The organism is Acinetobacter sp. YH01024 (assembly GCF_013420195.1).
GTDB lineage: Bacteria > Pseudomonadota > Gammaproteobacteria > Pseudomonadales > Moraxellaceae > Acinetobacter > Acinetobacter amyesii.
This window is the reverse complement of record NZ_VOYQ01000002.1, coordinates 17,843-31,067: the sequence shown is the minus strand read 5'-3', so window position 1 is coordinate 31,067 and position 13,225 is coordinate 17,843. Positions and strand designations below refer to the sequence as shown.

Sequence of the window (13,225 nt, the reverse complement as noted above, 5' to 3'; positions counted from 1 at the left end):
ACACCCATAAGGATGTGATAGTATTAGCCATCATTCTAATTTTGCATCATTTATAAAGATATGTTTAGTTTACATCCACAACTTGCTCAAGATACGTTTTATGTAGGCGACTTTCCTCTGTCAACATGTCGTTTGATGAATGATATGCAATTCCCGTGGCTTATTTTGATTCCACGTGTTCCGGGAATTACAGAGCTTTATGAATTAAGTCAGGCAGACCAAGAGCAGTTTTTACGTGAATCAAGCTGGTTATCAAGCCAATTGTCACGTGTATTCCGTGCAGACAAAATGAATGTAGCTGCATTGGGTAATATGGTTCCACAATTACATTTTCATCATGTTGTTCGTTATCAAAATGATGTGGCTTGGCCGAAACCAGTTTGGGGTACGCCAGCAGTTCCTTATAACAATGATGTCTTGGCACACATGCGCCAAACACTAATGCTTGCACTACGTGGTCAAGGTGATATGCCTTTCGATTGGCGTATGGACTAATCCCGATTTACGGACAATATCAGGATAGTAGAAGAATGAGTGTCCGTATGGGGGCGATCGAGTGCCGTTAGACAATTTAATCAGCAAAGAGCCTAAACAGTTTGAATATTTTCATCGTTTGATGGGATATATCATGCTGTCTTTGGTGATTGTTGTCTATCACTACACCCAACCAGATACGCATTATCAAATCTATATTCCTGCATTTTTATTTTTTCTGATTTTAGTTGTTCCCAAGTTTTCCCATTGGCTAATTTATCGATATAGCAATCAAACTAAACGCAATGTGCTGTTTCTGATCGATATCATAGTTATTGCTGTACTGATGTCTGCGGTACATTTAAGTCTTGTTTTAACCTTTCTTGCGGTCTTTGCGCTGCTATACACAACAATCTATAACAAGATCAATTTCTTAATGATGTCCTTGGCAGGGATTGTTGGCGTCACTGTATTTTATTTATGCAATATTTATGTCTTTGGTTTTCAAGAGTATTTTGAGTCGACCAGCAGTGAATTAACCGTTCTTGGCTTTCTGTGCTTAATTACATATTTCAGCGTAGGGGCTTTTTATCAACACACCCAAGTTCAGTCTCTGAGTAATAAAAAGAACCACTATTATGATCAGATGAATCGTTATATGGAATTCGCCAATCAGCTGAGTCGTTATGCGCCTATGCAACTTTGGCAATCGATTATGAAAGGTGAGTCTGAAGCTAAAATCGAATATAAACGTAAAAAGTTAACGATTTTCTTTTCCGATATCCAAGGATTTACTGAGCTTTCTGAAACATTAATTCCAGACGATTTAGCATTTCTACTCAATGACTATTTGAGTCATATGACTGAGATTGCCAAACAGTATGAAGCGACTGTTGATAAATTTATGGGGGATGCAATTCTAATCTTCTTTGGTGATCCACATAGCCAAGGCGTAGAGCAAGATGCAAAAACTTGTTTAGAGATGGCAATGGTCATGCGTCAGCAAATGAAGTTGCTGCGTGAACGTTGGATTAAAATGGGTTATCCGCCGTTACATATTCGTATGGGTATTTCTACAGGGTATTGCCACGTTGGGAACTATGGTGCAGCTCACCGTATGGCGTATACCATCGTTGGTCGTGATGCGAACTTGGCTGCACGATTGCAAAGTGCGGCTGAAGTCGATGAAATTTTGATTTCAGACGATACGCATCATTTAGTGAAAAATGACTATTTATGTGCACCTAAAGCACCGATCTTCTTAAAAGGCATCAAAGGCCCAGTACGTACTTGGCAAGTGATGGAAAAATACACCTCGCAGAAAACAGATTATCAGCGGTGGTTTGACTACGAATATAAAGGCTTTAATCTATTGTTGAACTTAGATGAAGTACAAAACTTTGAATATCCTGAACTAATACATGTTTTAGAACGTATGATTCAACGCTTACAAACTCAGCAAAAAATGACCAACTCTGCTGGTATCGTAAAACTGAATTTAGAAGACGAAGTGATCGAAGAAGTCAAAAAAACTGAATCTCACTCTTAATTTCACATATACATTATAAAATTAGATCTAATCGTATCGCGTAAAATTTAAACAAGAACACAATTCATGCTTTTATCAAAACGTCTTCTTTTTTGATATGTTGAATACATTTATGTATAAAAAAGCCAGTTACGATAAACTGGCTTTTTAATTATAGAAAATTATCTATAAATTAATGATTTTCTGAAGCATGGTTGATGGTGTATTTAGGAATTTCAATTTCCAAATCTTCATCTTCAATTTTTACTTGGCATGACAGACGAGAGTCTGGTTCTAACCCCCAAGCACGATCGAGAAGATCTGCTTCGACATCATCCATTTCATCTAGACCATCAAAACCTTTACGTACAACCACATGGCAAGTGGTGCATGCTTTAGACATGTCGCATGCATGTTCAATTTTGATGCCGTTTTTTAACATGCTTTCGCAAAGGTTAGCATTTGATTCGACTTCAAACTCAGCGCCGTTTGGGCAGATTGTTGCGTGAGGCAGTACTTTAATACGTGGCATAATCTTGACCTATAAATTAATTTGAGTTTGACCAGTCATCGAGTTTTGTGCCTTTCAATGCGGCATCAATGTGCTGATTCATACGAGCTGCAGCAAATGCATCGCTATGTATTTTAAGCTGTTCTACAGCATGTTCAATAGCTTTAATATCTGTCGTTTCAAGTGCAGCATCTAAAACAGTGCGTGCTGCAGTGAGGGAACTGAGTTGCTCTTGGCTGAGAAGTTGAGCATCCACTTTAAGTGCTTGATCAAGTGCTTCAAGTTCACGTTTTGCTTCCACTTTGGTTTCTTGAAGATGACGTAAGTTTTTATCTTCTTCAGCAAACTTATAACCATCAATCAGTAAGCGTTCAGTGTCGGCATCAGATAAACCATAAGAAGGTTTGATGTCAATTTGGGCATGCACACCAGAAGTGGTTTCTTTGGCAGACACCGTGAGTAAACCATCTGCGTCAACTTGGAAAGTCACTTCAATGCGCGCTTGACCCGCAGTCATCGGTGGAATACCACGAAGCACGAAACGACCTAGACTACGGCAATGTTCAACTAGATCTCGTTCACCTTGTACAACATGAATCAACATCGCTGTTTGACCATCTTGATAGGTTGTGAATTCTTGGCGACGAGCCACTGGAATAGCTGTATTACGCGAAATAAGGCGCTCAACCAAACCGCCCATGGTTTCTAAACCTAAAGAAAGCGGTGTGACGTCTAAAAGCAATGAACCATCTTTAGAGTTACCAATAAGCTGGTTCGCTGTAATCGAGGCGCCAATGGCCACAACTTCATCAGGGTTAATTGTGCAGAGTGGTTCTTGATTGAAGACATCTTGAACAGCTTTTTGTACAGCATACGAGCGGGTAGAACCACCGACCAATACCACATTTTGAATATCGCTGAGTTCAAGCTTGGCATCACGCATGACACGTTTACAAACGCTGATAGTTTTATCCAAAGCAACTTTGATGATGGATTCAAAAGTAGGGCGGTCTAAAGTCAATGATTGATCAAGAACTTTAAGCACTACAGATTCAGCCTCGGTTAGAGCTTCTTTTGCTTTACGAGCAGAAACGATGAAATGTGCATATTCAGCATCATCTAAAGTTCCAATATTCAGTTGTTTTTTTGCCCATTTTACAATCAGACGGTCTAGGTCATCACCACCAAGCGCCGTGTGGCCACCCGTTGCTAGAACTTCAAAAACGCCTTGAGAGAAACGTAAAATTGAAACGTCAAAAGTACCACCACCCAGATCATAGATCACATAGTTTTGATCATGTGCAAGATTGGTGTCTTGGTCTAAGCCATAAGCCACTGCAGCAGCAGTCGGTTCATTTAATAGACGTAGTACATTTAAACCTGCAAGCTGAGCCGCATCACGCGTTGCTTGACGCTGTGCTTCATCAAAATAGGCAGGCACAGTAATGACGGCACCATTTACTGGATTATTTAAGCTGCTTTCTGCACGGTCTTTGAGTTGTTTTAAAATTTCAGCAGAAATTTCAACGGGTGTTTTGCGACCTTGTGCAGTTTCAAAAGCAGGCATTTCATTCCCTTCACCGACTAAGTTGTACGGGTGTTGGAATTTAATATCTGCTTTAGAGCGACCCATAAAGCGTTTTACAGAAACGATGGTGTTTTTAGGATCAGTCGTTAAGAATGCCTTTGCGTCGTCACCATATTGCGTAGTGGATTCGCCATAGTGTGCAATAGAAGGGAGTAACACACGACCATGTTCATCGTTAAGCACTTTCGCTTTACCAGAAAGTACCGTGGCTACTAAAGAGTGTGTAGTCCCAAGATCGATACCAATTGCGATGCGGTGTTCATGCGGCGCACTTGATTGACCAGGTTCTGCAATTTGCAAGAGAGCCATGTGTGTTACATCCTTTGAACGTCAAATATAAAAAATAAATTAAAAATCATCGTCTAAATCAAAGCTATCGTCGTCTAAGAAGCGATCTTCAGCTTTATCGATGTCAGCCATTACTTTTTGGAAGAAGCGTAATTTACGTACGGTATCACGTGCTTCAGCCCAGTCTTCGTCGTCATAATCAATCTTGAATTCACGAACCAAACCGTCAATCCATTGCTGAACTTCAGTTTTAAGTGAAGTGAGGTCATCAGCAGAGCCTGCCTCATCTAACTGTTCACGAATTTCTAAGGCATCTTGTAGGAACTCAAAATCACTAATCGATTGATCAAGGTGATAATCTTGTTTTTTGAGACTTAAAAGATATGCAGCGCGGCTATCAACATTGGATAAAGCTTTAAATGCTTGATTAATCTCACTAGATTTTATCAGGGCTAGATCTTTGTCTTCGGCTTTATCTGGATGATATTGTTGCTGCAACTTTAAAAATTCAGATTTTAAAACTGCTAAATCAATATCGAGTGCTACAGGTAAGTTAAACAACTCAAAATGATTCATGGGAGATGGTGTCCGCAATAGAGGTGCAAAAAGTGTTGCTTTAAATGCAATTAAAACAGTGAATTTTACACTGTTTTAATGCGAAAAAGGAGCGTGGAAAAGGCTTAAACCGTAAACGATTCGCCGCAGCCACATTCACCTTTTTTATTTGGGTTATTAAATTCGAAACCTTCGTTTAAACCATTTTTCACATAGTCCATCTCCATACCTTCAAGATAAACTAAGCTTTTTGGGTCAACAAATACTTTTACGCCAAACTGATCGAATACTTGGTCATGCGTGTCAATATCATCGACAAACTCAAGTACATAAGCTAGACCAGAACAGCCAGAAGTTTTCACGCCAACGCGAATGCCTTCACCCTTACCGCGATTCTTGATGTAATTGCTGATATGAGTTGCAGCATTTTCAGTTAAATGAATCATGAAAACTCCGTTAATCTTTTTTAAAACACGTAAACAATTAAGCTTTTACTTTCTTGCTACGGTAGTCTTCTACAGCAGCTTTGATTGCATCTTCAGCAAGTACAGAGCAGTGTACTTTTACTGGTGGAAGTGCAAGTTCAGTTGCAATATCAATGTTCTTAATTGCTTGAGCTTCATCAAGAGTTTTGCCTTTTAGCCACTCTGTTACTAATGAGCTAGATGCAATTGCTGAACCACAACCGTAAGTTTTGAAGCGAGCTTCTTCAATTACGCCATTGTCATCAACTTGAATCTGTAGACGCATAACATCGCCACAAGCTGGTGCACCGACCATACCTGTACCAACGTTTTCTGCATTTTTGTCTAAAACACCAACATTACGAGGGTTTTCGTAATGATCAATTACTTTTTCGCTATAAGCCATGACGCTTCTCCAAACCTCGGGGTCAGCCTTAAGATTAATATGGGGGTGAAATTACGTTAATCAATGAGATAGCCTTAAAATAAAAGCTATCTCACCGGGATGAATTAGTGTTCAGCCCATTCTACAGAATTAAGGTCGATACCTTCTTTGTACATATCCCAAAGCGGTGAAAGATCACGTAGTTTTTCAACTGCTGCTTTGGTAATTTCAAGTACATGGTCAATATCGGCTTCAGTGGTGTATTTACCAAAGCTGAAACGAATCGAGCTATGAGCCAATTCATCTGAAAGACCCAATGCACGAAGTACATAAGATGGCTCTAAAGTTGCTGATGTACATGCAGAACCAGAAGATACTGCGCAATCTTTAAGTGCCATCATTAACGATTCACCTTCAACAAAGTTAAAGCTGACGTTTAGATAGTTTGCAACGTTGTATTCTGGGTGACCGTTCAGGAAGACTTGTTCAAGACCTTGCAAGCCATTCCAAAGTTTGTCACGAAGTACACGAATACGAGTTTGTTCGGCATGAAGGTTTTTACCTGCAAGTTCGAACGCTTCGCCCATACCCACGATTTGGTGAGTCGCTAGCGTACCTGAACGCATACCACGTTCATGACCGCCACCGTGCATTTGCGCTTTAATACGTACACGTGGTTGACGACGTACATAAAGAGCACCAATACCTTTAGGACCATAGATTTTGTGGCCAGAGAAGCTCATCAAATCAACTTTCATTGTTGAAAGATCAATTTCTACTTTACCTGCAGCTTGCGCAGCATCTACGTGGAAATAAGTTTTGTTTGCACGAGTCAATTCACCGATTGCAGCTACATCTGTAGTTGTACCGATTTCATTGTTCACCATCATCAAAGATACAAGAATCGTATCTGGACGAAGGGCAGCCTGAACCATTTCAGGTGTAATTAAACCTGTTTTTGCTTCTGGCTCAAGATAAGTAATTTCGAAGCCTTCTTCTTCAAGCTCGCGGCAAGTATCAAGAATTGCTTTATGTTCAATTTTACTTGTAATAATGTGCTTGCCTTTAGATGCATAGAACTGAGCAATACCTTTAAGCGCAAGGTTGTCAGATTCAGTTGCACCAGAAGTCCAAACGATTTCGCGTGGATCAGCTTTTACTAGATTAGCAACTTGTTCACGTGCATATTCTACTTTTTCTTCTGCCTGCCAGCCGTAAGCATGAGAACGAGAAGCTGCATTACCAAAAGTACCGTCAAACGTTAGACATTCCATCATACGTTCTGCGACTTGAGGGTCTACAGGTGTAGTTGCTGCATAGTCAAGATAAATAGGACGCTTCATGTCAAATACCTGTAACCGATAAAAGGGCTGAATCAAAGTTTGCTGAATTTTGACGAATAGATACGGTTTGAACGTTATCGCGTGCTACAAGGTCAGCAAGGGTGATTTTTGCAAGATAATCGGCAATGTGGTGGGAGAGTTCCTGCCATAAATCGTGAGTCAAGCACATTGCACCATTTTGGCAGTTGCCTTTGTGGTCACAACGGGTTGCATCAACTGTTTCATTTACAGCTTCAATAATTTCCAAAACAGTGATGTCTTCAGCACTACGAGCTAGGTGATAACCACCGTTTGCTCCACGGATGCTGGAAACTAAGCCGTGACGCTTTAATTTTGCAAATAACTGCTCAAGATAGGCCACTGAAATGGTTTGACGAGCTGCAATTTCTGCAAGAGTGATCGTTTGTTCAGTTGGCTGCAAAGCTAAATCAAGTAGAGCAGTCACTGCGTAGCGACCGCGAGTTGTTAAGCGCATGATTCGATACACATGTTAAGTCTAGATGTGCAGATTTTATGAATCCTGACTAAAATAGTCAAGTTTTTTTGAGATTGTTTATTTGTTTTATTTTGTCTGAAAAATTATGTATTTATTTGAACCACACATTATACACTAATAACGTTATTAAAAGAACAGATATTAGACTAAAAGCGATATTAATCCGCTTTTGACGACGTTCGATACGCTTAATACGGTTTTTATATTGTTTAACTTCAACTTGCAGTGTGTTGATTTTAGAGCGTTGCTGTTCGATTTTTTCTAAAAGTGGGGCAATACGTTTTTTTGACGCAACGATATCGTTTTCTTCGACAGGTTCAGACAGCCAGTGTTTCCAGTCAGATAAAATTTTGGGCACACTAAATAATGAAACCAGATCACGAAATTCATCTTTTAGAACCACATCACCATCGATACGCATGGTTTTGATGCTTTTACGATTACCAAATACAAAAATTTTTACCAAATCTATTAGTGTCGTGCGGACATCAAGGTCGATGGCTTTATCTGGAGATTTCGTGTCGAACAGAATACCGTGCTCAGTAAACTGAACATAAAAATCAAAATAAGGGATGTAGCTATTTATTTTCAGTGCGACTTTTTGATCAACAAATTTTTTAGCTTGTAATGCTACAACACGGTCATGTTTTAAAATGAAAGTAAAAATCGTTTCTAAAACAATCAGGGTCATAGTAAGCAACAAATGTGGTTGAGCTTGTGTTTGTTGCGTATCACTCATAAAAAAAATGTCCTTGTTAAAATCTGAAAGCACTGGAAACTGAGCATCCTGCTCTAGAGGAACTTAGAATATACCAAAAAGTTGGTAATTCACCAGCTTTGTAGAACAGTTTAATCAATCTATCAAGTCATATGTTTGCTATTATGTTGTTAAAATGAAGAATCACATGTTGCTGTGCACATAAAATAATCAGGAGAAGTGCGGATTATGGAAAATACAGAAGGCATAATTGACGATGCACAAGAAACATCAGAAAAGCCGGCTAAAACTCGCGTACGTAGTCATTCTGATCGTCGCTCTAAAATGGATTTTCGCAAATATACCAAACAGATTTGGTTGGCTGGATTAGGTGCTTTTTCACGTGCTGAGGGTGAAGGAAATAAGCTTTTTGACTCTTTAGTCAAAGTTGGAGAGGAGCTTGAGTCCAAAACGATTGATATTGCAGATCAAACTGTCGAAAAAGTTTCAGAAAAAGCCAAAGAATCTGTAACCGATACGAAAGATAAAGTAGAAAAAATTTTAGATAATGGTGTTAATCATTCTTTAAACCGTTTAGGATTGGTGACTGTAAAGGATTTACAGCACTTAGAAAGGCTTATACTTCAATTACATACTAAAGTTGACCAATTGGCCGAAGAAAATGCCCAACTGAGGGCCGAAATACTAAAAAAACACTAACTTTTTTACTATTATCGAATTTTCAAGGTTTTTTTCGTCAAAAAATTCTATAAAAAGAGGTTGATGAGTATTGCGTTTAACCCTAAAGCATTGCTATAAAGGCGTTATGGCGTTTTATACAAATTCTTGAACCTTAAATAAACGATATTAAGAGGACGTAATTTTCATGAATAAATCAGAATTAATTGATGCAATTGCCGAAAATGGGGGATTATCTAAGGCCGATGCCGGTAAAGCTTTAGATGCTACAATTGCTGCAGTTACCAATGCATTAAAAGCTGGTGATACAGTTACTTTAGTTGGTTTCGGTACTTTCAGCGTTAAAGAACGCGCTGCACGTACTGGTCGTAACCCACAAACTGGTGCGACTTTAGAAATCAAAGCAAGCAAAGTTCCTAGCTTCAAAGCTGGTAAAGGCTTGAAAGATTCTGTAGCTTAATCTTATTAAGCACATGAGACGCGCCATTATTTGGCGCGTTTTTTATTGGTAAATGTGATTAATTGATATATCGCATTCATTCATCTCGGGTTTTCGGTTAAAATTCACCGCAAATAAAATATTGGAATACTTATGGAATCGTTTCGTAAAGTCATTAAGGGTTGGCTGGGCAAGGTCTTGCTCGTTTTGTTTTTGACCCCTTTAGCACTTGTAGGTATTGAAGGATATTTTAGTGGTGGATCTAAAGATGCAGCAAAGACTGTAAACGGTACTGAAATTTCTCAAAAAGAACTCGAAGCACTGACGAACTCATTAAAAGAACAATATCTGGCATATGCTCAGGGTGATGAAACATTATTGAATCAAAATTTCATTAGCAATAAAGCGATGGATACTTTGGTTTCACGCCAATTGTTATTGCAACAAGCTGATAAATTAGGCATTAGCTTGAGTGATGCACAAATTGTGCAAATGATTCATCAGCAGCCAAGCTTCCAAGTCAATGGTCAATTTTCAGATGAAGCGTTTGGGAGATACCTCGAATCGATTGGTATGACAAACCGCACATTCATTGATAATTTACGTAAAGACCATGCTTTAAAAATGTTGTCTACAACATTTATGGAATATGCATTGGTGAGTAAGCTTGATATCTTGCAAATTGCGAACTTACAAACGGAACAACGTAGTATTCAGTTGGCGAGCATTAATCTTGAAAATTACAAGAAAAATGTAAAAGTATCTGATGCTGAAATTGCGGCTTATTATGAGCAGCATAAAAACAAATTTAAGCAAGCAACCAGTGTTGATGCAGATTTTGTCGTATTAACACCTGCCAATATTACTGCACCAGTAGAAGCTGCAACTGATGCTGAATTGAAAGAAGCGTATAACAGCTTTGTTGAGAATGCACAGAAGTCAGTTAAACCACTCGTTAAGCACATCATGATCACTGCGGACAATCGTTCAGATGCCGAAGCTAAAAAACTGGCTGAAAGTGTTCAAGCTAAAATTAAAGCGGGTTTAAGCTTTGACCAAGCTGCAGCGCAATTCTCTGAAGATCCGGAATCTAAAGCAAAAGGTGGTGAACTGGTTGCTTATGAAAAAGGTGTGTTTGGTGATGCGTTTGATGCTGCAGTTGAAGGTGCTCAAGCTGGTCAAGTGACTGCTCCAGTAAAAACAGACAGTGGTTATCACTTGATCGAAAAAGTGGCACCAGCTGTAAAAGTGGCTTCATTTGAACAAGAAAAAGCACGTCTACAAGCAGAAGTCGCTGCTTCGAAAAAAGCCAATGTTTTTTCTGACACTGTAAACAGCCTCAATGACATGGTCGTGAGCAGTGATGCCCTTGATGTCGTGGGTCAAGAAGTGAAAGGCGTAAAAGTACAATCATTGAATGGCTTAACATTAGCATCGCAACATCCAGTTTTAAGTGATGCAAACGTCAAAGTTAAATTGTTTAACGATGATGTTAAAAATGGTGAACGTAATGTTTCATCGAGCATTCAGTTGAAAAACGGTGATGTGGTTTGGGTGAAAGTGCGTAACTATCATGCTGCGGGTGTTCAAACTTTAGCTGAAGCGAAAGCGCATGTGAAAACTCAGCTGATTGAAAAGAAAGCGTCTGATGCTGCAAAAGCCCAAATTCAAGCGACATTAAAAGAGTTTGCTGCAAAACCTGCTGCTTCAGTTGCGAAAGGCAGTTTAAACTTTGAAAATGCGGGTACATTCACTCGTGCGGATGGTTTGTTAAAACGCGAAATTCAACGTGCTGCATTTAGTGTAAAAGCGCCGAAAGCAGGTCATTGGTCTGTTACTACGACTAATCTACCAAATGAATTGGTTGTGGTTGCTGTGACTGCAGTGAACAAACAATCTGATGCGGCATTAACGGGTGAGCAGTTAGATGAGTTAACAAAACTTTATCAACAGCTTCGTGGTCAACAAGAATTTGATGACTACACACGTTATCTAAAAGATCATGCCAAAATTAAATAATTTAGGCAGCTTTAAAAAAACCAGCTTTCGAGCTGGTTTTTTTATGTTTAAGTTTAATGCATCACACTTTAAGAAAAACTTTTAAAAACAAAGATTAAATAAAATTGACTATTTAAATAATTCTCTTAAATTGAGTTTGGGAAGGCAGTTTCCTAAAAAATATAATGATGTGATTTGAGGGTGCTATGCAAAAGATGAGAGATTTAAACAGTATTTTAAAAAATATTTTGGGACAAGTTGAAATAAAGCAGTTGCTGATTCAGGGGAAATCACAGCATCAGCATATTCCCTCAACACCAGAAGTGACAGGACTAAATGACCTTTTAACTGGCACGGCAGAGCCAAAAACATGGGTGATCATTTCGGTCGGTGAAACTTTTACACGGGTCAAAGTGGATAAACAAGGACATTGGCAGATTGAAAATCCACTTAAAGAGGGCGGAGTTGTCACAATTTATGCGGCAAATCATCATGGCTTACGCTCAGAGGCAATAATGATTGCTCCAATTGCAGAGCCAATTGTACTACCGAAGATGCCAGAAATTCTTGAAAAAGGTGAATACTTGATAGGTAAAGCTGAAGCAGGAAATACGGTAGTTGTGACCTATGGTGAGCAAGAGTTTATAACAGTTGCTGATGAAAATGGCGATTGGTCGATGCTCAATCCTTTAACGACCACAGGTGCAATAAGTGTTGTGGCAATTGATCAGGACGGTAATCGTTCTGAGGCGTTGCATACAGCGCAAATCATTTTACCGCAAGCTGTTACGATTTTAGAGTCTGGCGCGGTGATATCAGGTACTGCCGCACCAAATACGACAGTTGTGATTGAGTCGGATCAAGCGGTCTATCGTATTCAGGTCGATGAAAATGGTGATTGGTCAATAGAAAATCCAGTGGCAAATGGTGGCATGTTGATGATTGTTGTGGAAGATCAATTTGGTCAGCAATCTCCTGCGATTGGCTTGGCATTTCCATTTATTCAGACCCCGCCTGAAAATCCAAGCTATGTACTGCCAGCGCCAGAAGTGACGCTAAATAGTGAAAAACTCGAAGGTAATGTATTTCAACAGGCTAAAATCATTGTGACAGCCAATGGTCAAGAGTACGTGACGTATGCCAATGAAAGTGGTTTCTGGTCGATGGATAACCCGATTCAAAATGGCGGTTTTGCAACAATCGTGGCGGAAGACAGTCGTGGTGTTCAATCGCCTGAAATCTCAATAGCTAAACTGATACTTGCACAACCTGAATCATCAGCTGAACTTACAGAGATTTTACTGGTAAGTGATGAACTGAGTGATGAACAAACTGAAAACCAAAATGACAGTCAAATTGAGCCGATTCAATCTGTGATCAATCTAGATACGCTTTTACAGGATGCGAATGAAGTCCCAATTGTATTGCACACCGATGAACAGGATTTGATCGCATTGGGCAGCGACGTTTCAAATCCGCCCGCTATACTTCCTGCGCTTGAATATCCAAGCTTACTCATTGAAGCTCCACTGACACCGTCTGATTGGCTTGCTTAGAAATATGAACCAGCTTCCGAGCTGGTTTTTTTTGGTTTAAATTGACAGATATAATTTTTATTTAAAAGATTTGGCATATGAAATATTGACTCTAGCATCGTAGATTGGTGTTCTCAAAAAATAATATGAAAAAAATAACTCATCACAACAAAGGATTAAGCGGATGATATCTCTGTATATGCCTCAATGTAAACGTTTAAAGAA

Annotated in this window: 14 protein-coding genes; 6 read left to right on the top strand and 8 right to left on the bottom strand. The window is 39.3% G+C overall.

The genetic code is table 11. The features are described from left to right. The first annotated feature begins 60 nt into the window (after window positions 1-60). Window positions 61-495: an HIT domain-containing protein gene (locus FTT88_RS01430; protein ID WP_067762788.1), complete on the top strand. Its 435-nt coding sequence runs from the start codon at window positions 61-63 to the stop codon at window positions 493-495. Window positions 496-556: 61 nt separating this feature from the next. Next, a complete protein-coding gene (locus tag FTT88_RS01425) occupies window positions 557-2,023 on the top strand; it encodes an adenylate/guanylate cyclase domain-containing protein (RefSeq protein ID WP_180004649.1) in 1,467 nt (488 codons plus the stop codon). Between the two features lie 172 nt (window positions 2,024-2,195). Here the strand turns inward: FTT88_RS01425 and fdx are convergent, their stop codons facing one another. The 8 genes from fdx to FTT88_RS01385 all read right to left on the bottom strand — a co-directional run bounded on the left by fdx (window position 2,196) and on the right by FTT88_RS01385 (window position 8,371). Continuing rightward, window positions 2,196-2,534, bottom strand: a complete 339-nt coding sequence (gene fdx / locus FTT88_RS01420; protein ID WP_078193483.1) for an ISC system 2Fe-2S type ferredoxin — start codon at window positions 2,532-2,534, stop codon at window positions 2,196-2,198. Window positions 2,535-2,550: 16 nt separating this feature from the next. Continuing rightward, on the bottom strand, window positions 2,551-4,410 hold the full coding sequence (gene hscA / locus FTT88_RS01415) for a Fe-S protein assembly chaperone HscA (RefSeq protein WP_180004650.1): 1,860 nt from the start codon (window positions 4,408-4,410) through the stop codon (window positions 2,551-2,553). Window positions 4,411-4,449: 39 nt separating this feature from the next. After that, entirely contained in the window at window positions 4,450-4,965 is a 516-nt protein-coding gene (hscB, locus tag FTT88_RS01410; RefSeq protein ID WP_078188669.1) for a Fe-S protein assembly co-chaperone HscB, read from the bottom strand. Window positions 4,966-5,069: 104 nt separating this feature from the next. Continuing rightward, entirely contained in the window at window positions 5,070-5,390 is a 321-nt protein-coding gene (iscA, locus tag FTT88_RS01405) for an iron-sulfur cluster assembly protein IscA (protein ID WP_078188668.1), read from the bottom strand. A gap of 37 nt (window positions 5,391-5,427) precedes the next feature. Beyond that, entirely contained in the window at window positions 5,428-5,814 is a 387-nt protein-coding gene (iscU, locus tag FTT88_RS01400) for a Fe-S cluster assembly scaffold IscU (protein WP_078188667.1), read from the bottom strand. Between the two features lie 104 nt (window positions 5,815-5,918). Further along, window positions 5,919-7,136: an IscS subfamily cysteine desulfurase gene (locus FTT88_RS01395; RefSeq protein WP_078188666.1), complete on the bottom strand. Its 1,218-nt coding sequence runs from the start codon at window positions 7,134-7,136 to the stop codon at window positions 5,919-5,921. 1 nt (window position 7,137) lies between these two features. Continuing rightward, on the bottom strand, window positions 7,138-7,611 hold the full coding sequence (locus FTT88_RS01390) for an Rrf2 family transcriptional regulator (protein WP_078188665.1): 474 nt from the start codon (window positions 7,609-7,611) through the stop codon (window positions 7,138-7,140). A 112-nt stretch (window positions 7,612-7,723) separates the two neighbouring features. Continuing rightward, a complete protein-coding gene (locus tag FTT88_RS01385) occupies window positions 7,724-8,371 on the bottom strand; it encodes a hypothetical protein (protein ID WP_180004651.1) in 648 nt (215 codons plus the stop codon). Window positions 8,372-8,578: 207 nt separating this feature from the next. Here FTT88_RS01385 and FTT88_RS01380 point away from each other — a divergent pair, with 207 nt between their 5' ends. From FTT88_RS01380 to FTT88_RS01365, 4 genes are all read left to right on the top strand, one after another. Further along, entirely contained in the window at window positions 8,579-9,049 is a 471-nt protein-coding gene (locus FTT88_RS01380) for a phasin family protein (RefSeq protein ID WP_180004652.1), read from the top strand. Between the two features lie 166 nt (window positions 9,050-9,215). Beyond that, window positions 9,216-9,488, top strand: coding sequence for an HU family DNA-binding protein (locus FTT88_RS01375; RefSeq protein WP_078188662.1), 273 nt, complete (start codon window positions 9,216-9,218; stop codon window positions 9,486-9,488). A 132-nt stretch (window positions 9,489-9,620) separates the two neighbouring features. Next, window positions 9,621-11,486: a SurA N-terminal domain-containing protein gene (locus FTT88_RS01370; protein WP_180004653.1), complete on the top strand. Its 1,866-nt coding sequence runs from the start codon at window positions 9,621-9,623 to the stop codon at window positions 11,484-11,486. A gap of 185 nt (window positions 11,487-11,671) precedes the next feature. Continuing rightward, entirely contained in the window at window positions 11,672-13,021 is a 1,350-nt protein-coding gene (locus tag FTT88_RS01365) for an Ig-like domain-containing protein (protein WP_180004654.1), read from the top strand. Window positions 13,022-13,225 lie beyond the last annotated feature (204 nt).

Bases quoted from the DNA above. Each gene is read 5' to 3' on its own strand.
- FTT88_RS01430 (WP_067762788.1), top strand. From the start codon at position 61: ATGTTTAGTTTACATCCACAACTTGCTCAAGATACGTTTTATGTAGGC.
- fdx (WP_078193483.1), bottom strand. From the start codon at position 2,534: ATGCCACGTATTAAAGTACTGCCTCACGCAACAATCTGCCCAAACGGC.
- hscA (WP_180004650.1), bottom strand. From the start codon at position 4,410: ATGGCTCTCTTGCAAATTGCAGAACCTGGTCAATCAAGTGCGCCGCAT.
- hscB (WP_078188669.1), bottom strand. From the start codon at position 4,965: ATGAATCATTTTGAGTTGTTTAACTTACCTGTAGCACTCGATATTGAT.
- iscA (WP_078188668.1), bottom strand. From the start codon at position 5,390: ATGATTCATTTAACTGAAAATGCTGCAACTCATATCAGCAATTACATC.
- iscU (WP_078188667.1), bottom strand. From the start codon at position 5,814: ATGGCTTATAGCGAAAAAGTAATTGATCATTACGAAAACCCTCGTAAT.
- FTT88_RS01395 (WP_078188666.1), bottom strand. From the start codon at position 7,136: ATGAAGCGTCCTATTTATCTTGACTATGCAGCAACTACACCTGTAGAC.
- FTT88_RS01390 (WP_078188665.1), bottom strand. From the start codon at position 7,611: ATGCGCTTAACAACTCGCGGTCGCTACGCAGTGACTGCTCTACTTGAT.
- FTT88_RS01385 (WP_180004651.1), bottom strand. From the start codon at position 8,371: ATGAGTGATACGCAACAAACACAAGCTCAACCACATTTGTTGCTTACT.
- FTT88_RS01380 (WP_180004652.1), top strand. From the start codon at position 8,579: ATGGAAAATACAGAAGGCATAATTGACGATGCACAAGAAACATCAGAA.
- FTT88_RS01375 (WP_078188662.1), top strand. From the start codon at position 9,216: ATGAATAAATCAGAATTAATTGATGCAATTGCCGAAAATGGGGGATTA.
- FTT88_RS01370 (WP_180004653.1), top strand. From the start codon at position 9,621: ATGGAATCGTTTCGTAAAGTCATTAAGGGTTGGCTGGGCAAGGTCTTG.
- FTT88_RS01365 (WP_180004654.1), top strand. From the start codon at position 11,672: ATGCAAAAGATGAGAGATTTAAACAGTATTTTAAAAAATATTTTGGGA.